Source organism: Paenibacillus sp. OK076 (assembly GCF_900110055.1).
GTDB lineage: Bacteria > Bacillota > Bacilli > Paenibacillales > Paenibacillaceae > Paenibacillus.
The window spans coordinates 3,075,202-3,099,447 of the sequence record NZ_FOCH01000001.1; the positions used below are offsets into that span (position 1 = coordinate 3,075,202).

Annotated in this window: 17 protein-coding genes; 2 read left to right on the forward strand and 15 right to left on the reverse strand. The window is 49.9% G+C overall.

Features of this window, described 5'->3' with window-relative positions:
- Nucleotides 1-101: 101 nt before the first annotated feature.
- From BMY78_RS13530 to BMY78_RS13575, 10 genes are all read right to left on the reverse strand, one after another.
- Nucleotides 102-1,799, reverse strand: a complete 1,698-nt coding sequence (locus tag BMY78_RS13530; RefSeq protein ID WP_256222101.1) for an RICIN domain-containing protein — start codon at nucleotides 1,797-1,799, stop codon at nucleotides 102-104.
- A gap of 105 nt (nucleotides 1,800-1,904) precedes the next feature.
- Entirely contained in the window at nucleotides 1,905-2,849 is a 945-nt protein-coding gene (locus tag BMY78_RS13535; protein ID WP_090899339.1) for a carbohydrate ABC transporter permease, read from the reverse strand.
- A 17-nt stretch (nucleotides 2,850-2,866) separates the two neighbouring features.
- Complete coding sequence (locus BMY78_RS13540; RefSeq protein WP_090899342.1) at nucleotides 2,867-3,769, reverse strand: carbohydrate ABC transporter permease; 903 nt, start codon at nucleotides 3,767-3,769, stop codon at nucleotides 2,867-2,869.
- Complete coding sequence (locus BMY78_RS13545; RefSeq protein WP_090899344.1) at nucleotides 3,766-6,336, reverse strand: DUF5696 domain-containing protein; 2,571 nt, start codon at nucleotides 6,334-6,336, stop codon at nucleotides 3,766-3,768. The genes BMY78_RS13540 and BMY78_RS13545 overlap by 4 nt, the downstream gene beginning before the upstream one ends.
- A 15-nt stretch (nucleotides 6,337-6,351) precedes the next feature.
- Complete coding sequence (locus BMY78_RS13550; protein ID WP_090899347.1) at nucleotides 6,352-6,987, reverse strand: Yip1 family protein; 636 nt, start codon at nucleotides 6,985-6,987, stop codon at nucleotides 6,352-6,354.
- Nucleotides 6,971-8,422, reverse strand: coding sequence for an SMP-30/gluconolactonase/LRE family protein (locus tag BMY78_RS13555; RefSeq protein ID WP_371129168.1), 1,452 nt, complete (start codon nucleotides 8,420-8,422; stop codon nucleotides 6,971-6,973). Before BMY78_RS13555 ends, BMY78_RS13550 begins: the two co-directional genes overlap by 17 nt.
- A 27-nt stretch (nucleotides 8,423-8,449) precedes the next feature.
- Nucleotides 8,450-9,325: a carbohydrate ABC transporter permease gene (locus BMY78_RS13560; RefSeq protein WP_090899353.1), complete on the reverse strand. Its 876-nt coding sequence runs from the start codon at nucleotides 9,323-9,325 to the stop codon at nucleotides 8,450-8,452.
- 2 nt (nucleotides 9,326-9,327) lie between these two features.
- Nucleotides 9,328-10,284 (reverse strand): carbohydrate ABC transporter permease, encoded by a 957-nt coding sequence (locus BMY78_RS13565; RefSeq protein WP_090899355.1) that lies wholly within the window; start codon nucleotides 10,282-10,284, stop codon nucleotides 9,328-9,330.
- Between the two features lie 19 nt (nucleotides 10,285-10,303).
- Nucleotides 10,304-13,195, reverse strand: a complete 2,892-nt coding sequence (locus BMY78_RS13570) for an extracellular solute-binding protein (protein ID WP_090899358.1) — start codon at nucleotides 13,193-13,195, stop codon at nucleotides 10,304-10,306.
- A gap of 104 nt (nucleotides 13,196-13,299) precedes the next feature.
- Nucleotides 13,300-14,664 (reverse strand): extracellular solute-binding protein, encoded by a 1,365-nt coding sequence (locus BMY78_RS13575; protein WP_090899361.1) that lies wholly within the window; start codon nucleotides 14,662-14,664, stop codon nucleotides 13,300-13,302.
- A gap of 301 nt (nucleotides 14,665-14,965) precedes the next feature.
- Here BMY78_RS13575 and BMY78_RS13580 point away from each other — a divergent pair, with 301 nt between their 5' ends.
- The gene (locus BMY78_RS13580; protein WP_090899364.1) at nucleotides 14,966-15,733 is read left to right on the forward strand and encodes a helix-turn-helix domain-containing protein; all 768 of its coding nucleotides are present in this window, start codon (nucleotides 14,966-14,968) and stop codon (nucleotides 15,731-15,733) included.
- 101 nt (nucleotides 15,734-15,834) lie between these two features.
- On the opposite strand, the gene BMY78_RS13585 is transcribed toward BMY78_RS13580, so the two are convergent.
- The 4 genes from BMY78_RS13585 to BMY78_RS13600 all read right to left on the reverse strand — a co-directional run bounded on the left by BMY78_RS13585 (nucleotide 15,835) and on the right by BMY78_RS13600 (nucleotide 22,765).
- Entirely contained in the window at nucleotides 15,835-17,463 is a 1,629-nt protein-coding gene (locus BMY78_RS13585) for a response regulator transcription factor (RefSeq protein ID WP_090899367.1), read from the reverse strand.
- Nucleotides 17,448-19,211 (reverse strand): sensor histidine kinase, encoded by a 1,764-nt coding sequence (locus BMY78_RS13590; RefSeq protein ID WP_371129136.1) that lies wholly within the window; start codon nucleotides 19,209-19,211, stop codon nucleotides 17,448-17,450. Before BMY78_RS13590 ends, BMY78_RS13585 begins: the two co-directional genes overlap by 16 nt.
- A 72-nt stretch (nucleotides 19,212-19,283) precedes the next feature.
- Nucleotides 19,284-20,996: an extracellular solute-binding protein gene (locus tag BMY78_RS13595; RefSeq protein ID WP_090902426.1), complete on the reverse strand. Its 1,713-nt coding sequence runs from the start codon at nucleotides 20,994-20,996 to the stop codon at nucleotides 19,284-19,286.
- A gap of 209 nt (nucleotides 20,997-21,205) precedes the next feature.
- Complete coding sequence (locus BMY78_RS13600) at nucleotides 21,206-22,765, reverse strand: glycoside hydrolase family 43 protein (protein WP_090899373.1); 1,560 nt, start codon at nucleotides 22,763-22,765, stop codon at nucleotides 21,206-21,208.
- Between the two features lie 232 nt (nucleotides 22,766-22,997).
- On the opposite strand from BMY78_RS13600, the gene BMY78_RS13605 reads away from it, so the two are divergent.
- The gene (locus tag BMY78_RS13605; RefSeq protein ID WP_090899376.1) at nucleotides 22,998-23,768 is read left to right on the forward strand and encodes a helix-turn-helix transcriptional regulator; all 771 of its coding nucleotides are present in this window, start codon (nucleotides 22,998-23,000) and stop codon (nucleotides 23,766-23,768) included.
- A gap of 179 nt (nucleotides 23,769-23,947) precedes the next feature.
- Here the strand turns inward: BMY78_RS13605 and BMY78_RS13610 are convergent, their stop codons facing one another.
- Nucleotides 23,948-24,130, reverse strand: a complete 183-nt coding sequence (locus tag BMY78_RS13610; RefSeq protein WP_090899379.1) for a hypothetical protein — start codon at nucleotides 24,128-24,130, stop codon at nucleotides 23,948-23,950.
- Nucleotides 24,131-24,246: the final 116 nt, after the last annotated feature.

Genomic DNA, 24,246 nt, shown 5'->3' on the forward strand with positions numbered 1-24,246 from the left:
GGTTACCTTTGTCACTCACGCTTGTCCTTATATCACCGTGTGGCAATTAACAGGGGACATCCTGTCCGTTAATAGACGGTTCAGGGTGCCCCTGCATTCTCTTAGTTTACGGCGACAAATTTCCATTGCTGGTTGGTTGCGTTTGTAAAATCGTTTTGCTGCAATTTGGCACCGTCTGCCGTTGAGGAACCTGTGACCTCAACAGCCTTGTTACTGTTTACGTTTATAATACTCCAGTATCCATTGCCCAGATCATTGATTTTGAAGTGCTGTGCAGTGGTATTCAAATTGCTCATGAGCTGAACTGCCTCTCCGTTGTTACTGGTCCCATTACGGATATCGATCACCTTATCCGGCGAATTCACGCTCGTCAAACTGTAAATTCCATTAGCAATCTGGGTCAGGACCCACTTTTGAGGATTGCCACCCAGATCCGACCATTGCTGAAGCTGCAAATTGTTCTCATTTACCCCACCCGGGACATCGATAACTTTGCCAGAATGTCTGGCCACAATCTTGTATGTCGCTCCCGGTGTCAATCCGGTTGATGGAGTGCCACCATTTGGATAAGACTGTGCGCGTTCATAGAACCAATTAAACAAAAAACGTCCCATTGCACTCCGTGAAGCATCACCGTCCCATTTCAAGCCTGCCGTTGGATCGGCAAAGGAGCTTCGTTCCCCGGCATCCAAAATGAATCCGTTCATATGTGCTGCAATACTGACATTGCCTGCCGCGTTGAAAATGGTCTTTGTATTGTTGCCAAAGCCTTCATTGCTGCCATTGAACAGATTCCAGTATTCGGAATCGCCTGCTTTCTTTTTGAACCACGTGACTTCGGTGATGTTAATCGGATATTTATCAGCCGCAGCCTTCACATTCGTATTCCACTGATCTTGCAGAATCGACATGTTGTCATACGCTCCGTACCCCGGATACCAGTGAACGGCATAACCGTAATTGTTCAGCGGGTCTGTCAAAGGATGGCTTGCTGTAAGACTGTAGAATTGGTTATATCCCAAACCAGCGGCCCAGATGACATTATCCGCGCCTTGGCTGCGGATGGTTGAGATGATGGAGTTCTGGAAATTGCGCAGATCATTCCAGTGGTCCACGAAGTCGTTCTCGCCGTTGTAGCCGCCCCAATGACCGTTAGCGTACGATTTAACCGGCTCATTGATCAGCTCGAAGTGTACGTTGTCTGCGCTTTTAATTTCCGGGCGAGAAGCGAGATAACCCCAGATCTGATTGAACTTTTGCAGATTGGCTGCGGTCGTAGCTTGATCATCCTTCAATGTGAAGTCAAGTCCGAGTGTAACATAGACGCCTTTCGTTTTTGCATATTGGATATAAGGGATAATGACGTTCTGCGTTACCGTTTGTACACCGGCAAAATTGTAAGTACCTGCTGCTACATCGCCCATATCCTCACGGTCGATAAACAGACGAATCTGATTCATGTTCCAGCCGTGGCTGCTTCCGTATTTCGGACTGGTGCTCGTAAATGTATCGGTAATGTCCTTGAGATAAGCCAGCGTTGCGGCATGGCGATTGTTGCCGTTTCGAGTGAGATAATAGTTGCTGTTCTGGTAAGTCCAATAGGCACCAGAAGGCTGATGCCACCCACTCAGCAAGACTGGCTGGTTGCTGCTGTTGACCAGATTTTTCCCACTCACATGAAGCTTGCCCATGGGCATACCAACCCACGCGTCCGCGCGACCCGATCCGAGTGGCGTGATGGACAGCAGCAAGGCCAGAATGAGCATCAATTTACAGTAATTCAACATCTTCTTCAACATAATCCCTCCTGAGCTTAAATGGTGAAACGTGAAAACAGACAGCATCACCTCCTTCACTGGACTGTATTGGGACTCTCCCTTGAAGCCCCTTCCGATGGAGAAGCATCATCCAACGATGCCCGTGCGTTCAACGCTCTCCACGAAGTAACGCTGTACAAACAAGTAAATGATAATTAAAGGCAAGATGGCCAGTAAAATACCTGTATCCTGTATCATGCTTAGATAAAAAGGGTCGGCTTTGGATGCACCGTCGCTTACCTGCTGGGCCAGATTATACGGCAACGAGGACAGCTGGGTTGACATCACTTTGCTGGATGTCAGGTAGGTTGTCGTATAGAAGCTGTCATTCCATTGCCAGACGAAGGAAAATAACAGCACGGTCACAATGGAAGGGATCGCATTGGGCAGCATGATGCGTACAAAGGTGCGGCTGATGCCAGCACCATCAACGTAAGCCGCTTCCTCCACTTCCTTGGGAATGCCTCTGAAAAACTGGCGGAAGATGAAAATATACAGTCCTGCCTTGAGCGAATTGGCCGTTATAGCCGTCAGAATAAACGGCCAGTACGTATTCAGCAGATTTACGGGTTTGCCGGCGATCAATGTCATCAGCCCCATCAGATCAAAGCTCTTCAAGTTCAGGTACACGGGAATCAAGATGGTCGTTGGCGGAACCAGAATGGTCAAGATAACTCCGGCAAACAACAGATTGCTTCCTTTGAATTTCAAGCGGGCAAACCCATATCCGGCAAGTGCGCAGGAAAGCGTCGTCAAAATGGTCGTAGTTGCAGACAGTGCAAACGTATTGAGCAGCGTGGCCCAATAATCCATGACACGAATGGCCTGCTTGAAATTGTCGATGGAGAAGTTTTGCGGAATCCAGACCACGACAGCCGAATACAGGTCGCTCTTATCCTTGATGGACGTCGATATTTTCTGAAATATCGGGAACAGGATCACGAAGGAGAGCCCGGTAATCAGCGTGAACCGCACAACAGACCACAGCCAGCTCTTCCACTGCTCAAGCGACAACAGCCTTGATATCATCAATTCGAACAACCTCCTTTCTAATCTTGATAGAAGACACGTTTGGAGAAAATAAGCGATACCACGATCAGAATAACGGCAATCGCCACGAAGTAGACCCACGCCATGGCTGAGCTCAGTCCAAAATCAAATTTGACAAAGCCCGTATCTCGAATCAGCGTAGTCATGGCATTGTTGGCAAAGGAATCGACGATGGTATAGATCACATTAACGAAAATAAGCGGACTGACCATGGGGAACGTAATTTTCCAAAAGGCTTCATACCCCGTGGCCCCTTCCATTTTGGATGCCTCGTACAGCTGGGGCGAAATGGTTTGGATGCCTGCCAAAAAGATAAGAATCTGCACGCCAGATTGACTGACGATCTGATAAATGCGGTCAACCGCGCCGCTCAGATACATGACTACCCACTCGCTTAACCCCGCGTCCAGCATCAGGTTTTCGATTTCAAATGTACCCAAAGCGCTGCCACCTGTACTGCTCTGGTTAACGGCCTCGATCAGACTGGTGCTTTCCAGCGCCATGATGACGCCTGATGCCAAAATCACCGGCAGGAAAAAGATAGACCGCGCTATGGCCCGCCCCGGAAACTTCTGATTGAGAATGACGGCAAGGAACAGGCTGAATATGACGATCAGCGGCACATTGACGAGCACATCCGTTATGGATTCGATCAGCGCTCGGTTGAAGCTGGTATTGACCGTCAGCGCCTGAATATAGTTGGCGAGACCTGTGAACTGGATGGATATACCCTGCGCGTTCGCCTGGATTGAGCTCAGACTGTAACGCAGGGAAGCCAGCAGCGGAACAAAAAAGAACAGGACAAAGCCGATAAGCCAGGGAAGCACATAGATCACTCCCCAGGCCGCCTTCTGCTGGGCATAGGTCCGACGCCCCCACTTCCATTTCAGTAGCGCTTTCAGAGCTGCTCACCACCTGTCACGTAACTTTTCGCTTCCACAGTTCGGCCAGCTGCCTGCACCTGGAAATCGTTATAATTCACCAGAGCGAAGCCTCCGTTTTCGTATGTCGTTTGAAATACGCCTTCAGCCAGCTTTTCGTGTGCTACCATGTTCAGCCCGGCGAATCGACGATTGGCCTCATTGACCTCTTCATACATCTCGGCTGCCAGGTCCAACCACTGCTCATAATGGGCGGCGTACAGATCATCGTAATCCGTTTCCTTCACGATATGGTTCGGCGCGTTGAACCAGGTGAAATAGGGACTTGCTCCATACTCAACAAGCTTCAGAACATATTGTCTCGCATCGGTATACGTTGACAGATTGTAGGCAGCTCCGGTGTAGCTGATGCCACCGTGAACAACCAGCTGGAAGAACGGAATCTCTTCATCCTCCAGCTTGAAGCGGCTGCTGGACATCGGCGCATCTGTGAGACCCGTCACGTACGGCAGCGCATACGCATTACCGCCTTCGGCGACCACTGGCATCCCCTGCTGATTAATCTGCTTCAATGCCTCCGTGACAGCTGCTTGTGCTCCGGTGCGATCCAGCAGCTTTTTCGGATTCATATCGCTGTTCAGCTGCTCGGCCAGATCACGCAGGGACAATCCGCCTGCCTCATATGGCTTAATCGCTTTTAGCATGTCTTCTGTTACGTTACCCAGCAGGTTCGGAGAAAGGATATAAGCCGGTTGTCGATCCCGGTCACGCCGCTGTCTTGCCGGGTCCATCGGATATAGAACCGCTGGCTCCTGCGTGAGCGTTCGGGAAGCTTCTGAGGAAGGCTTGAAGCCGTTCTTCGCATGTACGTTGAGGACCGCTACATCAGGATAAAAACCGATCCCGGCCTCACGGGCATAGTCGCTAAACGCCTGCATGCCTTTTCGTCCTCCAACCGCCCCGTCCACCTTGATGGAATCCGGCAGCCGATGAAGGAGTCCTCCGTTGAACCAGCCCGCGTAGCGCACCTGAATGTTGGATACATGTTTTTCCTGGAGCTCGGACAAGATTTGCTTCGCCTCGTCAAACGTGGTCAACGCCTCATTCGATTCGTAAGGTATGCCCAACAAGTGTTTTTTGGTGGTCATACTGCCGACAAGCTTCAGGTAAAACGGAATGTCCTTTTCTCCCTCAGCCGTTTGCTTCGCAGGAAGGCCGTCTGTCCGGGTTAAATAGTCCCGATACAGGGAGGCAAGACCGGAATAGGAGGCCTGCTCTGCTCCCGCAAAGGCGTAACGAACGACAAAATCGGATACCGTTGGCTTCTTTTGAAACTTGGGCAATGTCCGTACCATGTCGCTCGCCTGAAGCGTCACATCGCTTTTGTTCACAACGTAAAAGCTCGGATACACATTGTTGTAGCTGTTCAGCTTGCCGCTGATATCCGCATTAACCACCGCTGTAGCTGCACCTTCCTCGATGATGCCCAGGAACGCACCGCCCTTGCGAATCAGTCCGAAGACCGGCATCCTGGCCTTTTCCTCAGTCGAGTCCACTTCACGAAGTTTCATCGTTAGGTCCGGTCCATACACGTCCTGCTGATAGGCGGGATATTGAACCTTGCCATTATTGAAATGAATGAGCGCTCCTGAACCATCGGGTACAAACAGGGAGCCTTCATCATCCGCTGCACCAGCACCGAAATAATCCAGCACGGATATGCTGTTGATTGGGTATTGTTCCGGAAAATGAATGCCAGATGCCGGCACGCGTACGACCAGTGCTTCGTCATCCAGCCCGTATTCGATGGATAACATAAACATGCGTGGTCCACTTTTTTCCTGCTCAATGCCATGCTCGGCATTGTCCAGTTGAAGGTCCTCGGGCGTGTAACCAGCTGTCTCGAAAGCCTTGAGTGCACGCGTTAGCTGAAGTCCCTGCATCGCCTTGTCGATTCGGATATAAATGCCTTCGTCCTTGTCCTCCGCATAGCCGACCTTCAAGGCACGCTGCCCGGCCTTATCGAGCGCGGCAAGCAGCTTCTGCTCGAAGCGTTCCTTGCTGATTTTCACAGGCAGATCCTCTATGGAGCTCTCATTGCTGCCAAACTGGTAGTTCACCCTTACGCCGTTTGGCAATGCTTCGTAGCTGATCTGCTGGTGGGCTACACTATCCGTATAGGAGTTAACCGAGCTGTTCTGTCCAAGACTGTTATAAAAGCTGAGCTTGGCCTGTGAAGACAGCAGGTCCTTGTTGATTCCCGCCGCAAGCGTATCCAGATTGCGCTCTTCCGGATTGCTGCGCCAGATCTGCCCGCTTTGCTTGTGAATTACCGCAATCTCGGCTGTCTCTTCCTGGATGAACAGCTGCAGCGCTTCATTCTGGGCAAGCCCGATCATGCCAGGCAGACGTGTATCATTGAAGGATGAGGCCAGCTTCTCCCCGGGCGGCAGCGCAGGCACTTCCGCTGGTTCATCCGAGTTCGCAGACATCCTGGCTTCAGGCATGGAAGCGGTCTGACACCCGCCAAGAAGCAGGCCGAATACGAGCAGGATCGCGATCATTTTTTTAGCGACGTACAAATTCATCTCCATTCTCCTTCCTTAGCCCCGGAGTACAAGTTCCTGATAGATGGTGGCTGCAAAGGACACAATCTGCTGCACCAGACTGAAGAACAGCAGGCAGAGAAATGCCATGAAGGCCATGGCAACCAGCGTCAGAAGCATGGTCAGCACCGTTTTGGCGGGTGTATATTGATGCACCGTCATATTGCCGACAAATAACAGGTATACCGTCCAGGCCGTGGCAGCCATGTTAAAGAAATAATAAAAGGCGGTTTCCTGCCCGGAAATGATCAGGCTGAGCCAAATCCATGGAAACTGAATCAAAATCAGTGGAACCAGTGCAAAACATGTGGACATGAAAATTTCCGAGAATTTGCCCTCTCCGTCCATCAGCGTGGTCAGTGACCAGTTTGCTGTACACCAGAACAGCACCGGAACAATGACATAGACGATTTCCAGCAGGCTGTTCAATCGTTTCGGGTTGTTAAAATTGACTAGGAATCCGCTGTACTGGGCCTGAAGGATCGTTGTTACCGTTAACAAACCCAAAATAGCCAAAGCGATCATGAGCGTTGTTCTCTGATTTCGCTCGTATTTCAGCTCCCAATACCCGTCAAACGGATGAAAAATAAGATGCAGCGGATATTGGATCAGCTGTCTACTTGATGCCTGCATTTGTTGTCCCCCTTCTCTGTCTGCGAACGATGGTCACGGTTACCAGCACGGCAACAATCAGAAACAGTCCGGACATGATCCATGAGAAATGCTCGCGGAGCAGCTCTTTGCGAAACAGGAGAAACGCTTTGGAATACCCTTCCCGCTCCATGCTTCGCTTAAAATATTGCGCAGATTGCGCATAATCCTTCTGGCGCAGCAGCGCTTTTCCGATGCCTGCGTAGGCATATTCAAGATTGGCATTCATATCGGCAGCTTTTGCAAAACTTGCCGCTGAGCCCTCCTCGTCTCCATTAAAATAACTTCGAACCGCTTCATGCAGTGTGCGTCCATATTCTGTCGTTTGAAACACGGTAATCTCGCCTAGTGCTTTGTCCAACACTAGCATTCGTTCTCCCGCACGCTCTAGCGAAACTGGGGTATTGAATTGGCCCAACCGGTTTCCAATGCCTCCGAACATGTGGAGCAGATATCCATCTCCGTTATAGGTAAACACCCGCCCCATCTTGGCATCAAGCACGGAATACATATCGCTGTCCCCTACGTCCACATCAACCAGCCGGGAAGGACCTTTCTCATTGGTGTACAACAAATCCCCCTGCGGCGGATAGTAACCTTCCCTTCTCAGGATGTCCGCACCCTGCGCATTCAGTTTCTTGATCGGCAATCCCTTCAAGTCCCCACTCGTTGCATAAATGAAACCTTCTTCGTCAATGTCCATATTGGTGAACTCGGTTGGTGTGAACATGACCATTTGGCTGCGCTGCTGACGGGTTGCGAATCGTTTCCAGAGATACTCCACCGGGTCAACCGAGACTCTATTGGCTCCGATAAAGGAGGCAAAGGACCCGTCGGAATTAAACTCCATGAAGCCGTCAAAAACACCTTCCGCCATGACGTAAATCCGTTCGCCTTTATCCATAACAACCCGGAGCGGCTTGAATTGAAAATCCGCCTTCAGCAGGTCGGATTGCGGCTGCTCCACAATTTTGATTAACTGCCCCTGCTCATCCAGATGAACCACCCGCTGATGTTCCGAATCCGCAACGAGCAGCTGCCCATTGTCTGATACGTACAATCCCTGGGGATTTTTGAAATAATCCTTCTGTCCATCATGATCAAATGAATCGATAACCCGTATCAGCTTCAATTCCCGGTCCAGCTCGACGATTCGGCTGTTGCCCGAATCCAGCACGTAAACCCGCTCATCGGCTGTGACATGCATGTCGTTTGGTTCTTTGAATGTGCCAATCTTCAGCTCGGTGCCCGTCACTATTCGGGTTGCCTCATACGCAGCAGGAGAGCGAACCGCTTCTCCCCAGTAGGAGTAGTTGTACGCATCCGTCTGACCATCGGCAAATGCCGTTGCCGCTGCATTTCCCAAGCACAGGAGGCAGGCAAGGCCCATGGTGAGCCATCCGCATTTTTTCCACATGTTTTTCAATATGTCGCTGCCCCCCTTCTACTCTTTCATACCGGAAGTTGCCATCGTCTGCATGACACTGCTCTGGGAGATGATGAACAGGACGATCGGCACGATCATGAGCAGAAGCGCTACCGCAGCGCCGACACCTGCACGGGCAATTCCTCCCTGGGTAATCTGACTGAGCGCATAATGCAGCGTTTTCAGATTTTCACTGTAAATGAAGCTTCCGCCATCGGTCCCCCACAGCGCCGGAAACTGCAAAATCATAAGCGTGAGCCAGGCTGGCTTCACGTTAGGCATTACGATACTCCAGAATATCCGGTATTCGTTGGCCCCGTCGATTTTTGCAGCCTCTAGCAGCGCATCCGGTATTTGCTCCATGAACTGCTTCATCAGGAAGAGTCCCAGGGAAAAGGCGAGTGAAGGCACAATAATGGAGGCATGTGTGTTGATCCATCCTAGCCAGGACATCACCATGTAGTTCGGAATCGCCGTGACGTGTGGTGAGAACATCAGGGACAGGATGACGATGGTAAACAGCACCTTTGAACCGGGAAACCGGTATTTGGCCAGCGGGTACGCTGCTGCGGAAGCCAGCAGGATATGGCCTGCCGTTCCAAGCAGCGTAATAATCAGCGTATTGGCAATGTATCTGGATAGAGGAACCCATGAGTTGCCCATCAGATTGATCAGGTCCGCGAAATTTTCCATTGTCGGATTGTTCACCCAGAAGCGCGGCGGAAAAATAAACAGCTCATCCAGTGGTTTAAAGGCGTTGTTAACCGTATAGATCAGCGGCAATACCATGAATGACCCGAACAGAGCCAGCAGTGCAAACAGCATCAGGCTGACGGTAAATGACCGATTCAGTTTTCTGGACATGCCGAAGACGGCGCGTACCTTGCTGGTCATTGTCATTCACCTATCTTTCTCAGCATTTTTTGTGTCAAAATGTTCGTTCCGAGCATCATGGCGAACAAAACGGTCGCAATGGCGGACGCATATCCCATCTCAAACCGAATGGTGCCATAATCCATCAGATGTGTTACGACGGTATGTGCCGCATAATTGACGCTGGGAAAACCAGCCAGCGCGATGGAGATTTCGGCTACGGCGAACGAGGCCGTAATCTGCATAACGGCGCCGAACATAAGCTGCGGTCTCATAGAAGGCAGTGTAATGTACCATAGCTCCTGCCAGCGGTTCTTGATACCATCCACAGTACCCGCTTCAACCAGCGATCGGTCGATCGTCTGGAGGCCCGCAATGAAGGCGAGGAAGCTCGTGCCAAGGCTGAGCCACAGTTGTACGAGGATGACGATCGCCAGCACGTACTTCTCGTTTGCAAGCCATAGGATCGGCTCCAGAATAACGCCGAGGCGCATCAGAAAACCGTTCATATATCCATAGCTGTCTCCCGAAAAAATGATCAGCCAGATGAAAAAAACGTTGCCTGAAATGGAAGGCGCATAGAACACAAGTGTCATGACGGCCCGAATTTTGGGCGACAACTCGTTGATGATCCACGCAAACAAAAAGCAGGCAATATAGCTGACAGGACCCGTAATAACGGCAAACAGCAGCGTATTTTTAAGAGCGATCAAAAAAACATCGTCGTTCAGGAACAGCCGCGAATAATTTTGCCAGCCGACAAATCGGGGCAGCTCCAGCATGTTGAAATGAAAAAAACTGAGGCCAAGCGAGAGGCCGACCGGAATGACCGTAAACAAGAAAAAGATCAGCATAAACGGTGCCATCAGTACGTAATAATGTCTGCTTAGGTACAAATCCCTTTTCAAAAGGGACCACCTGCTCGCCTGCCTGGCGTTAATGGCAGGCGCAGCGGGTGCCTTGGTGGTTTCTGCTTGCAACCGTTACCCTCCCTTCCTTCTACTTCAGATTGAATTCCTTGCGCTTGAGCTCGATTTCATCGTCAATGTACAGGACGTAGTCAGACAAGGCTTCGCGCGGATTTTCGTTCGCATTGACCACCTTGCGGAACGCGTTGTCGAGATGCCGGCCCGTAAAATATCCGCCGGGTACCTGGGGAATGCCCTTTACCCATTCCCACTGCTGCTCCAGGTTTTGATAATCCTTGACCGGCCAGGGCAGCTGCTCCAATGCTTCGATATTAGCAGTTGGATAACGCGCCGCGGCCCCCATCAGTCCCTCCATTTCCCTGCCATATTCAATCTGGGTCTGCTTGTCGGTCCACCATTTCATGAACGACCATGCAGCCTCCTTGTTCTTCGCGTTTTGCAGCATCATGACCGCACTTGTCGTGCTTGCAACCTCATGTCTTACAGAACCGTCCGCCAGCTGCGTGCCCGGAACGATGGTGAAATCCCACAGATTGCGGATCTCGGGAGCCATAACGGTCAACATGTTGTAGGTTGTGTAATCTGCAATGCCAAGCGGCATCTCCCCGGTACGGAAACGGTTTGGAAAATCAGCTTTAAGCGGAAATTTGTAATTGGTATAAAATTGCGTCCACCGCTTGAACGCATCCATGGAAATTTCCGAATCCAGCGCGCTCTCCTTTTGATCTTCCGAATAGAACTCGCCATCGTTCTGATATAAGAGCATGGCGAAGGTTGCGTTGGGTATCATGTTGGCATTGTTTGTTGTATCCTCGATTGGCAAATAGAACTCCATATTGTGCTTTTGCAGCACCGAGATGGCATTATACACGTCCTGCCATGTTTTGGGCGGCTCGAGGCCAAGCTCGTTCAGGACATCCTTGCGATAGAACAGCATTGGAAAATGCTGCTGCTCTGGAAGAGCATAGACCCCATTGTTATAGCGGTAAGGCGTCAGTCCACTCTCCCGAAATCGGCTTGCAACCTGCTCAAAGTCCGGGAATCCGCTCAGGTCGGCTGCCGCATTACGCATCGCGTAATTGACCGGAATATCCTCGCCCATCTGCATCGCTACATCCGGGCCTTCTCCAGCCAGCGTCGCAGGCAGCAGGATATTGGGCGGAACAAGTCGCAGCTGCACGGAAATATCCGTTTCCGGTGTGAAAGATTCATCAATCAGACCTTTCAGCACCTGAGCCTGGTCACGTCCGGTCGTAATCCATACCGTGATGGAATCCTTTTTCAGCTCCGTGTTGCCGATGCTGTCATAATCCTCGGTATAGGAAGCGACGTAGGCACCCACTTCGTGCTTCATTTGCTGCAGCAGAGTAGCCCCGGCCTCTGGCAGCTTCTGATCCGGTGAGGACACCAGGAGGTAATCCAGTGCAATAGGCTGTTCACGAACGGATAGAATCCATGTTCCCAACCCGCCCACATTGATCTTGAAGGTATCCAGACGTTTGGGCACCGTTTCCGGTCTTGCCGCCATATCCTCCAGCTGAACGACCATCGCATGCAGTACGGCTACCTTGTCGCTTTGCTCACCTGTCGCCTGCTCCAAATAGTTGGCAACCGAACGGAGGATGCCTGCCTGCTGCTTGAATACCTCGGTCATCTCGGGAATGCGCTGTTCAAGCTGGTAATCCCTCAAAGGATCAGGCTTGTTGGATGTAATCATCAAAATTTTGCGGTACATTTCATTAAGATCCAGCACGCTGGATTCCACCGTTCGCAGCAGCGGAGCGATATCCCCCAACGTAACCGTCATTCGCAAGCGATGTGTTCCTTTTGAGAGCCGGAACAGGTAAGGCTCGCTTTCGCCCAGTACCCGTGTCTGCCATTCGGGGCTGTAGGTAAAGCGAATACGTTCCACTTCCTTAAATGGAACCTTGCCGTCAATCATCAGGCTTCGTGTCGCATACACACCGCGAAGCTGGTCCTGCTTCACCTTGAGCGCAATCTGGTACAGGCCATCCTCCGGCACGTCTACATCCCATTCGATCCATTCGCCGGGCAGCTTCCAGTTGGTGCCTCCAATAGCATTGATCCGGATTTTGGATACATCGTAGGGCTCGAGGGAAGGACTCGACCGATCCGAGATCGGTGCAAGGGTTGGTGACGATTTACTCACCGCCTGTTCTCCCTGTACCTTGAGCATGACAGCTTCAGCCGGCTTCAATCCGGCCGATGCATAAGCGGTCTGCAGCTCTGCGTAAGACGGAATGTTCTCTTCCTGGTACAGCTCGATATAATCGATCGCCATGCTTTCGCGCAGCGAGGTCAGTGACAGCTTTTGTTTTCCCTTTTCAAAATAAAACTGGTACGGCTCCTCGAAGTAACCGGCGCTGTCCTTGAAGGCGGCAAGCTGCCAAACGGGCTTCTCCACCTGCCGTGGCCTGAGATCATTGCCGCGATCATCCCTTCGCACGCTGTCTTCCCGGTTCCCCCATGCCCTGTCAAATAACAGCACATCGGCTCCCCTGAAAGGAACCTCACCGTTAAGGGTCAGCTTCCGTTCAATGCCGGAGCTTTTGCCCGTGACAGAATAATAATGAATGCGGATCTGGTATAAACCGCTCGCCTGTACAGGGACTTCCCAGCTGATAGTGCCAGCTTCCGGGGTGATGACCGCTTTCCCGTCCAGTCCGGCATATCCATCGACAGTCTCGAACTCACCGTCGGCAGCGTGAATGAAGGATTCTCCTTCGATTCGCACAGCCTGCTCCGGCTTGGCTGCATCTGTGTAATTGGAAAGGTAATGCTCATAGCTGCGTGGGTCGTCTGTACCTGATACGGCTTCAAAATCCTCGCGCGCCTGAGCTATACCCGGACCGCGATCCCGCGCAGGGTAAATGCTCCATATGGAGAAGATCAACGCAATGACGAGCAGCAGGATCAGTCCTTTTTTCTTTCGTGACCGCATGTTCCAAAATGTCCCCCTTCCTTCTGGCGTGGAGCATGGCTAAGCTGTATCACTCTCCGGGACAGTGCGTATAGGGCCTTGCATCCGTTCCGGAGAGAACCGCATCATTTCTTTGGTTTGTATACCTCATCGATAGCAGCCTGGAACGGCGCCTTGTATTTTTCAATGACGGTTGAAACGGAAACACCATCGACCAGCTCACCGTTGAAATCCCAGAAAGGCAGTGACGGGAACGTATTGTGATCAAGCACCAGCATGCCTTCGGCAACTGTTCTGGCATTTTCGATGTCAGCTTCGTCCGCCAAGTGGGTCTCCAGGGTTGATTGTCCGGGGTAATCGTAAATTGAATCGATCTCGTTGATTTTTTCCCAGATATACATTAACTGCTCTGGATGCTCAACTGCTTTCGGAATCGTCAGTGCCTGATATTGCGACTCGCCAGAGTGGTACGCGGTTGCACTTGGTCCTTTCGGGAAAGGCAGGAAGCCAATATCATAGTCCTGCATATCTGTTTTGATGCCTTCGATCTCGTACATGGCGCCCGAATACATCAACGTATTGCCCTGACGGAAAAACGTGGCAGGTTCAGTCCAATCCCCGCCTTCCGAGGCTCTGCCGACTTGCTCGGTAGCCATTCTGGAAACAAAGCTCAGTGCTTCTTTTGTTTTTGGATCATCCAGATTTTGCTTGTCACCATTGGTCAGTGAGGCTTCGTTGGAATACAGCACCGGTTCAAGCAGTCCCCTTTGGGCTAATCCCCAGGTATCGAGCTTGCCGTCGTTATTGCGGTCCTTGTTTGCCTTTTTGGCTACTTCAATAAACGTATCCCAGTTCCACTGATCTTCGTCCACATATTCCTGCAGCGGCTTCATGCCGAGTTCCTGCATAAGTGTGCGATTGTAAAAAATACCACTGATAAATGAAGATTGATCCTCGGTAAATCCGTAACCCCTGCCTTCGTACTGCATGTATTGGTTGGTCGTTTTCTGGTTAAACACCTTATCGTTCTTGGTATACTCATCCACTGGCCATAACAGATCTTGCTTGGTCAATGCCGGGATAGCGTAGCTTTTGCCCAGCCGAACAATGTCCCCTAGCGGTTCTCCCGCCATCAGGGAGGCCACGACCTTCTCCTGGTACTCGCCAAAATCGATCGAAATGTATTCGATGTTAAAGTTATGCTTTTTCTTGAGTGCTTCCAGATTCTCGATGCGCTGAATGTTGTCCGGGTTGCTATCGGTCATTTCCATGTTCCACCAGGCAACCACCTTAATCGTTCTTCCCCCCATGTCAAAATCCATCTCCGGCGTTGATGTCTCATTCTTGGGTTCTGTTTCGTTCGTGGCCTGCTCCTCCTGCGGTGCTTTCGTTTCTGGCTCTGTCTGTGCGCTGGAGCCGGTACTGCACGCGGTAATCAACAGAAACATTACAAGAACAAGGCTAATCATCATCAACGTATTTTTTCTCATCGTTGTCCCCCCTTGAATATGGCTTACCGTTTTCCATCAAAAGTGTAGCTCTTGAATGAAAGCGTTAACAACCTGTTAAAGTAAAGGTGTTTACCCTGTCAAAATATAGGTTTTGGCAATTTGAATCCAAGTTAGCGTATTTTCAACATTAATTGGTAAATAAATGGACCATCTGCAAAGAAATGCACATTGTATGCGCTTTCTTTTATTCCCATAATGAAATAAAGACATGAGTCATAGTGGTTTCGAGAGGGTTTGAGGCTCAGAGGGATTCAAATCAAGCGAAAGTGAGGTTTCCTTCATGCATAACATCTTGCTTGTGGATTTCAACCGCCATGCTTGCGGAGAATTACAGAAGCTGCTGGGGCGCCACAGATCCGATTATGCCATCGGAGATTGTGTAGTCTCTGCGCAAGCCGCTTTGCTGGCTTTGGCAGAGCGGGAATTTTCTGTCGTACTCGTGAACACCGGAGGATGTGCTGCTGCAGGTTTGTGGGTATGCCACTATATTCGAAAGAAAAGCCAGATTCCGATCCTTTTCATGGGCGGAGTGGATCATTTCAGGCTTGTACGCAAAGCTTTGGCGTATCAGGTCAGCGATTATTTGCCAGGCCCCGTCCGGGCCTCCGCCCTCCTCAACAGTCTGGATCAGCTCAAGCTCAGGCTTGACGCGGAGCCAGCGAAGAGATTTCCATCCACCTTCAAATCACCTATTCATCTGGAAGGTAAACATCTGCATTCCGGCCAGGTGATCAAGATTGTAAAAGCATATGTACGTGATCATCTGAGCAGTGACATTACACTGAAGAAGATTTCCGACATGCTTCATTTCAATTGTGCGTATCTTGGTCAAAAATTCAAAATGGAAGAGAACATATCCTTTAATCATTATTTGATGCAGCAGCGGATGGAAAAAGCCAAGCTTCTGTTGATATCCACCAATTTGCGGATTTACGAAATTGCCAGCGAGGTTGGATATACGGATACAGACTGGTTTTATAAAAAATTCAGAGCATATACCGGGGAAAGTCCCAATGTCTATCGAAAGCAAAAAACGTTCACCGCATAGTTTTGGAGCAGCCCCTTTTACGATTCGGATAACAAAAACAGAAGCAAGACCACAGGTTCATCTCACCTGAGGTCTTGCTTCTGTTCATATTCACTTCTATTTTAACGAACCAATAGAGATTCCCGAAATTCCTGGGGAGTCATGCCTGTCACTTTTTTGAAAAAGCGTGTGAAGGAATGCGCTGCCTCATAACCAACCTGGAGTGCAACCTCCCGAACCATGAGATCGCTATTCCGCAGCAGCTCCTTTGACCTTCGAACTTTCAACTCGTCAATAAATTCGGAGAGGTTGATCCCCATCTCCTGTTTGAAGAAACGGGAGAGATAGGATGGATTGAAATGATGAAGCTCCGCCAGCCTCACCAGGGAAAGGTCTTCTTCCAGATGTTCCTTGATGTAAGTACACAGGGAATGAATGACCGCATTTGCTCGCTCCTGCTCATCCAAGCCCTTGAAGCGAACGAGCTGGTCAGTTGCCTGATACAGCACCTGCACCGCGTCCTTCATAGACGCATACTCGCTCAGACGAAGCAATCTGCGCTGATCGGGAATATCCTGATGCAGTCCCCATCGATTGATGGTCGAATACAGGTGCAGCGCCAGATTATAATAGGTTTCCATTGCCCTCTCCATCGTCACATCCTGTTGAAGCAGTTCATTGACCAGCTCTTCAAACACTTCGTAAAATTGCTGGATTCGCCCGGTTTCCAAATACCCTGACATCACCTCAATTCGGCTGCTGACCCGTGTAAGCTCCCTATGGTCCGGATTCGGCAAAGCATCTTCATGATCGGTGAGCACCATGGAAATGCCGTCTCCGATCTTCATCCAATGCAGCTGCCTTAATCGCTCGTATTGCCGGGTAATGTCAGACCAGTTGCAGCTTTTCCCGCTTAACGCAAAAGCCACAGATATGCCAAGCGAAGCCATGCAGGCTTCCTGTACCAATTCGAGTGTGCCCTCCAGATATCGGACCAGGGAATGGGCTGGCTCCGCTTCTGGCTGTTTGGATTGAATCAGCCACACCACATCTCCATAATGGTCTGCCACGCTGGCATGATAGGTGTGCTCATCCAACAGGGAAGAACCGATCTTTCGTGCTGATGCCTGAATCTGAGCGCGCTCCGCATGCAGAGGTTTATCCTTATAATCCAATCGGCCCAGCACAACGTACACAGGGGCCGAGGAATGCAAACCAATGTCACGCCTGGTCCATTCATCCTGAATCTCACTTGATCCCGCTGTATATGCTGTGCAGTTCTGAAGCAGGTTCCGCAGATACTCTTCCTGCTGGAGCTCCGCCAGCTGACAGGTGACCTCATGGGACTGCTGCAGCAATTCGTGCATGCGGTGACTCTGCCGAATCTCTTGCATCACTTCCTCAACCACAGCCATGATCTTGTCATACCCTTCGGTTTTGAGCAAATAACGTACATTCGGCATTTGAAATGCCTTGTAGGCATAATTAAAGTCGCTGTATCCAGTGAGGAAAATAACGCGGCAGTGTGACCAGTACGCCTGGATCTGCTCTGTCAGTTCAAGACCGCTCATGCCAGGCATACGAATGTCTGTCAACACGATATCGATCCTTGAGCGTTCCATCCAGGTTAAAGCCTCCTTGGCTGAATAAGCCTTGCATACATCAAGCCGTTCGGGCATATGGCTTACAAAGGTTTCGTAGAGACTGTCTGTAATAATTTCCTCATCATCCACAATCAAAAGTCGATACATCCGTCTTCCCTTCCTTCCATTTGAATTCGGATCGTGACCTTCAACCCCTGCATCTGCTCGCTTCTGGTCAAAAACAGGCCGCTTCCTTCCCCGAATGTCAGCACCAGGCGCCGATGAATATTCATGAGTCCGGTCATTTCATCCGAGCTGCCGTCTTCAAGCAAGCGCTGCTGAAGGGCATGAATCTGTTGATCCTTCAACTCATGCCCATTGTCCTCCACAATGATTTCTGCGATATGCTCCTTCATGCTGAACCGGACTCGAAGCATGCCCTGATCCATCTTTTTCTCAAGACTGTGCTCATACGCATTCTCAATGATAGGTTGTATGATTAACCTTGGAACACAAATGCGCTTCATATCCGGTGGCAGCTCCCCAAAGTCGGCCTGTATTCTTCTGGAAAAACGCAGCTTCTGAATTTCCGTATACACGCGAGAATGGGCAGCTTCCTCATCAAGACTTACATGATCTGTTCCGTTTCGCGTAATGAACCTGAAATACTCGCCAAGCATGTTGGCAAATTGCTCAATGCGCGCTGTATCCCCCGTTCTTGCGAGCGAATTGATAATGAAAAAGCTGTTGTACAAAAAGTGAGGATTAATCTGCGACTGTAGCTGCTTCAATTCGGCGCGCTGCATCATCATTGTCTTTTTGAAATCCCGATCAATAAGCAGCTGAAGCTTCTCAAGCATCTGATTGAACCGGGTGTACAGGAAGCCAAACTCATCCTTGCGCTTGTGCACGATGGGGATATCCAGCACACCGGTCTCCATTTTTTTGAATCTTTTGACGAGCAGCAGCAGCGGAATATGAATGAGCCTGTAGCTGGAATAGAGATAAGCCGATATCGCGACGAAAGATGTCACTGCAAACAACCAGGCCCAATGATAGAACTTGCTTAACGGCCTCTTCACACTTTCCTCCGGCAAATACGTTGCTACCGACAAGCCCAATGAACTCATATCGCTCTGGCTCACATAATAGCGTGTACCCTCCACCTTTACCTGAAAACCGCCAGGATTGCGCTCGACAATGTGATCACGATAGTACGGAAGGATGAAATCACGCTTCGATCGGTCTGTGATAATATGACCCGTCTTTTCCTCAATAAGAAAAGAGCCGCTATCCGGGTACAGATTAAGCTGGGTTAGTGCATTTTGAAATTGCTCTGTATCCAGCTCGACCTGGACGGCAAACAGTGGTTCCTCTCCCTTTTTGCCAGTCAGGCGCACGGCACTTAGGTTCATGGTGCCCTCCTTCACCGTAAAGCGAGTGCCTTTTCCCTGCTTGCCGGAGCTGAAGTATTCATATGAAGCTTTGTCATAATCATCGATGCCATGGGTGGCCGAGATGCTCTTGCCAATCGTGCGGATATGCACATGAACGTTCTTGATGTAAGCACTGCTGTTCTTGAACGTAGCCAGCCGCTCGGACAAATAGTTCAATGTATCGCGGCGCTCTACCTGATCCATCATGCCCCACAGAATGGCGAGCCTGTTCAGTTTCCTGTCCTCAACGATGTCGAACTGCTGCAGCTCCAGCCATTCGATTTCCCGATTCAAATCATCCAGATATCGGGCAAGCCGTCTTTCTGTTGAAGAGGATATTTCCTGACTAGCGTTGTCATAGCTCCAGTTGTACAGATATAGGCCCAGCAGAATCAGCGGAAGAACAAAGATCAGATAGGTTACAACCAGCCGGGCAAAAATGCTGCTGCGCCAGGATTGGGCAGGGAATTTAAGCAACACATCCCCCTCCATCGCAACAGGCCGGATGGTTTGTTTGCACAATTTGCAAATGAATACACCCTTGAGGAACGGTCAGCGTTCCAGTGCTGTTTTGGTTTTGAGCCACGTATTAACCTCCGTTGTGATCTGTTCTCCGCCTAATTTGAGCCAATTCTTCACAAACTGGTCGAACTCTTCAATCGGTCTTCCCAGAATAATGTTCATGTATGCTTCAAGCTGAAGATCATTAAGAATCATCTGCCGATCGATCATCGTTTCGGTAATTCCCCCCGTGAATTGGTCGTATAAAAGCTGTCCGTTACGCTCGTAGCCATCGGCTATGCTGAAAGCGCCTGTTGGACCGTAGGTTTGATTCCAGCCCCAGCCGCTTTCGACATCTTGAGTCACATAGGCTTCGATTCTTTTTTGAATAGCGGATGCTTCATCCTGAAGAACAGCAAGATTGCCGGATCGCTGAGCCTCCCGAATTTGCCGATAAGCGTCGAGATTTTTGGTGCCCGGAAAGGGAGTCACCGGCGAAAGCATCCACACCGCCTTGGAATCGTCATTGTAGTACGTTTCGTACTGCGCCTGCTCGCCCCAGTTCGTCTGCAAATGAAGATTCATGAGCTTCATCACCACTTCAGGATGAGCGTAACCCTTCCTGACGGCGAAATATTGCCAAGCATTGGTGCGAAGTGGTACTTTAATTTGCCTGCCAGATTCGGCTACTATGGGGTATGCTTGCCAATCCGCTTCTGCATCGTCCTCTCGGCTCGACTGGATCATGAAGGGTGTCCACTGTTCTCCGTACAGCATGCCGATTTTCCCATCTTTGATCAGACGAACGGCTTGCGTACCCTTTTTATAGCTAAATTCGGGATCAAGCTGTCCCTCCAGGTACATCGTTTGCAGAACCTGAAGCGCTTCCCGGACTTCAGGCTGGATGCCGCCATAAACGAGCTTGCCATCTGCATCTTTGATCCATATATTCGGGTATGCCCCATATCCGGCCATCAGACCGGCAACCCCCATCACCGGGTCCCACAGATGATTGGTTAGCGCAAGGCCGTAGGTGTCAGGTTCACCGTTGCCGTCAGGGTCCTCTATTGTAAACGCTTTCGAAATATCAAGCACGTCCTCCATCGTCTCGGGTGGTTGAAGTCCCAGACGTTCAAGCCAATCGGTTCTGACCCACAAGTACTGAGCTGTCTCGATGGAGGAGGCCGTTTCCGGTATCGCCATCAGCTTGCCATCAATGGTAGCGGCATCAAACGGTCCGCTTCCTTCTGCCTCCAATATGCTCTTCGCAAACGGCGATGCATACGTTGTGTACACCTCGGACAGATCCTGGATCAGCCCCGCATTGCTCAGCTGCCTTAATTGGTACGGATTCACCTTAACAACGTCCGGAATGCGTCCGGAAGCAAGGGAAACACCCAGCTTCTGACCGTACACGTCTCCTTTGGCAATCCAGTCATAGCGAAGTTTAATCCCCAGATCTTGCTCATATAACCGGGTCCAGCGATTGTCCAGCAGTGTCTCTCCCGGCAGCTGGCTGATCATCCGCTCCAGATCATCCCCGGCCTCCCTGACAAAAGATACTTCTACAGGAGAACTGTATTTTTCGAAAATGGAATGATTCCCGGATGGCTGCTCATCCACGACTGCCAGGCGTTGTACCGAATATCCGCTCGTATGGTCTGTTGGTATACATGCACTGAGCAAAAGAATGACGACCCACTTTGTTTTGGTTAAAGCAGCAATACGCACATCATGCACCCCGATTCGTCTGTAAAATATCATTTCCAATATTGGAATCTTTTTATAATTGTACAATAAAAAGCTCCAGTTGAAGCAGAAATACCTGTTCTATTGCAAGAAAAACATCTAGCGAAGTCCTTCAGAGAAGTCGGACCGTATTTAGCAGAAGTTCTTCTTGGAATATCAGGAAACGAAAGCTTCGAAGATCAACCGTTCTGATATCATAAAAAAAGCCGCCGGCTCGGCGACTTCTATACAGGTTTGTTCTCGTCCTCCGACACGATCACATCATATTTAAAATTCGAAAAATCAGCGATACCCCCGGTCACTCTCGTCGAATATAAAAACAATCCGATTCGGCAGCCCATAAAATGATCCAGCTTATAAATCATCTTGTGTGAAATGCCAAGCTGCCTCCACTCTGCCCCCTCCAGATAGGAGAACGTACACTCGTCCTGATTGTCCACGAAGTTGCCAAAAGCCTTGAGCGTAACCACTGATCCTGAAACAGGTATCCGTGCATGCTCGGTGGCAGGTTCCGCATCAATCAGATTGCCAAATATCGATGAATCCTCGCTTTCTCTTGCCAGCATGACCAGGTAAAATCGCCCTTCGTTCTTCGTCAGCGCAATTAAACCGTATGTACCGATCAGAAAACACAAGCCTGCATAATCACCCTCCTTCAGCCGGCTGCCATCCAGTGTAACCATTGCTTCACAGGCGGGGCCCATCGCACGCTGCGTCAGCGTATTAACCGCAAAGGTCAGATTGGGGCTGATGTGCGCGGTTTGAATCCGATACACGCCAGGCTGGTCCGTCACGGACCAGAGCGCATCATTCGGGGTATGGTTCCATTGCCAAACATCCTTGAGCTGTACTTTCCCCTCTTCATTCACTTCGTAGTGAAAATCATCGCTGTCAACCAAAGGTTTGTAGACGTGATCCGGTCTCGTGCTTGGCACTGCGATCTCTTTTGGCGCTTCCCTGGCGAACACCGGGATATCGTTCTCAAAGTGCAGGGGGACCAGCACAGGGACGCGCCCAACCGCCCCGTGATCCTGAAACAGCATGGCATACCAGTCGCCATCCGGCGTATCGACGATTCCCCCCTGGGCAACACCTGAATTAAAGTAGCCCATATCATCGTTAAACACTTCCCCGCCAACAAATGCGTCTTCCAGGGAATCCGCCATATAACATGCCTGTGTTCTCCGGCCGGAAGCCTTGGATATGTGGATCAGAAATACATAATACTTGCCGTTGATTTTGTAGAAATGAGCCCCTTCGTAACCAAGGAAATAAGGCTCTTTGTCTTTTACGATCATGCGCTGTGCTCCACCGGGCTTGGGTCCGGACAGATCAGAGCTTAACTCGGTCAAATGAATCTCGGCATTGCCGTGCACCAGGTAAATTCGGTCATCTTCGTCGAAAAACAGGGAGCAATCATGATAAAAGCCTTCCACATACTGCTTGGTCCAGGGACCCGAGATCGTATCGGACGTGTACAGATATGTCTTATGGGTATCGTTTGCCACAAAAATGACATAGAACTTATGCTTGTGATATCGAAGCGATGCTGCCCACATGCCTTTGCTGTAAATCTGCCTGCCTTGCTCCAGCCGCTGCGCGGGTGTATCGTCAAGTCTGTCGTACACATGCGTAGCCACTTCCCAATGGGTTAGGTCATAGGAACGCAGGATGACGCAGCCTGGCATCATATGCATCGTTGTGCTGACCATATAATATGTGTCTTCAACCCGAATCACATCGAGATCCGGATAATCGGCCCAAATAATTGGATTTGCATGCATCTGCCTGTTCGCCCCTGTCTGTATTATATTTCCTGCACTTTTCTGATATCATGACTTTAGAAGCTGCCTTATTGATCAATTCAAAGACGGAACAACTATCGGCGGCAAATAATATCATGTTTTGATAGCGCATTCTTAACGCTTATTATTATGAAATTATAAAATAGAAAGACGCCTCAAAGAATGATATATGCTGACGCAAATTTGATCTATTCCAAGATTGGAGATAGCGATGACTACCATTTTCTATGTCGGCTATGACGCCGCTCACCCGAATGATTTCATCTATGACATACCGGAAGGGCATGATTTCTGGCTGCTTATTCTCACACAGACCCCTGCGGAGTTCTGGGTCCATGGAGAGATCAAAGCCTACCCTGCCAATTGTGCCGTGCTGTATCCACCCCATCAAAAAGTGATGTATCGTGCCTGCTCGGATCAATACGTCAATGATTGGGTGCGATTCCGTTCTGAGGAATCATATATACTGGAAACAACGCTTCCTCTAGGCATTCCGATCCCGCTTCCTGACCCCGGCTATTGTCATCAGCTATTCCAATTGCTGGCTACGGAAAACTTTCTTCATTGCGATTACCGTGAGCTGTCCATTGACTATTTGTTTCGCATCATGTTCAACAAGCTGGTCGAAGCCTCGCAATCGGCAGGAAATACACCGCATTATCAAAATCTGCTGAATTTGCGCAAAGCCATCAATCACCATCCAGGCCACGAATGGACGGTTTCGGCAATGGCCGATTATGTTCATCTAAGTTCAGGCTACCTTCAGTCGTTATACAAAGCTGTATTCGGCATCTCCTGCATGGACGATGTCATTCAGTCCAGAATACGCCTCGCCAAAGAAAGGCTCATCCACGGCCGATCCAGAATTTCAGACATCAGCGAGCTTTGCGGATATCGAAATGTGGAGCATTTCTCCAGACAATTCAGACAAATTACAGGCTGCACACCGCGTGCATATCGCAAATCCGCTTCCCGATTATAGGATATGCGCGCATATGCAATCCGCCGTTCATAAGGCGTTCAACAGGAGGCATTCAACAGAAAAGATCAGCCAGACTGGAGCTGTTCTGGCTGATCTAGACATCTGATTCATGATCGTCTGAATCAGACGAAAAATTTGCGATAAAGCATTTACGAGACTTCACGGAACTTTACGAGACTTTACGATGCTTTATGACGCTTCCTGCCTGCTTTATTGATGCTTGGTAATCCAGCCGATGAGATCCGAGTTCGCTTCCTCGGGTTAAGCTCATTCTGCATCTCGTGCCGGGCCTGCGGGTAGATGATTAGCTTCACATCCTTGATTCCTGCACCTTTAAACAGATTCGTGATCATATGCGTCATCGATTATTTCCTATTCCAGAATGCCCTCCGGCAGACGGACAATAAAAACGGTCATCAGACAAAACAATATCGTATGGATTGTATTCAATATTGCTTCCCGACGCTTTGATGGGGCA

Excerpts from the sequence above, each read along its gene's own strand:
- BMY78_RS13530 (WP_256222101.1), bottom strand. The coding sequence starts at position 1,799 with ATGTTGAAGAAGATGTTGAATTACTGTAAATTGATGCTCATTCTGGCC.
- BMY78_RS13545 (WP_090899344.1), bottom strand. The coding sequence starts at position 6,336 with ATGAATTTGTACGTCGCTAAAAAAATGATCGCGATCCTGCTCGTATTC.
- BMY78_RS13550 (WP_090899347.1), bottom strand. The coding sequence starts at position 6,987 with ATGCAGGCATCAAGTAGACAGCTGATCCAATATCCGCTGCATCTTATT.
- BMY78_RS13555 (WP_371129168.1), bottom strand. The coding sequence starts at position 8,422 with ATGTGGAAAAAATGCGGATGGCTCACCATGGGCCTTGCCTGCCTCCTG.
- BMY78_RS13560 (WP_090899353.1), bottom strand. The coding sequence starts at position 9,325 with ATGACCAGCAAGGTACGCGCCGTCTTCGGCATGTCCAGAAAACTGAAT.
- BMY78_RS13570 (WP_090899358.1), bottom strand. The coding sequence starts at position 13,195 with ATGCGGTCACGAAAGAAAAAAGGACTGATCCTGCTGCTCGTCATTGCG.
- BMY78_RS13575 (WP_090899361.1), bottom strand. The coding sequence starts at position 14,664 with ATGAGAAAAAATACGTTGATGATGATTAGCCTTGTTCTTGTAATGTTT.
- BMY78_RS13580 (WP_090899364.1), top strand. The coding sequence starts at position 14,966 with ATGCATAACATCTTGCTTGTGGATTTCAACCGCCATGCTTGCGGAGAA.
- BMY78_RS13585 (WP_090899367.1), bottom strand. The coding sequence starts at position 17,463 with ATGTATCGACTTTTGATTGTGGATGATGAGGAAATTATTACAGACAGT.
- BMY78_RS13595 (WP_090902426.1), bottom strand. The coding sequence starts at position 20,996 with ATGATATTTTACAGACGAATCGGGGTGCATGATGTGCGTATTGCTGCT.
- BMY78_RS13600 (WP_090899373.1), bottom strand. The coding sequence starts at position 22,765 with ATGCATGCAAATCCAATTATTTGGGCCGATTATCCGGATCTCGATGTG.
- BMY78_RS13605 (WP_090899376.1), top strand. The coding sequence starts at position 22,998 with ATGACTACCATTTTCTATGTCGGCTATGACGCCGCTCACCCGAATGAT.
- BMY78_RS13610 (WP_090899379.1), bottom strand. The coding sequence starts at position 24,130 with ATGACGCATATGATCACGAATCTGTTTAAAGGTGCAGGAATCAAGGAT.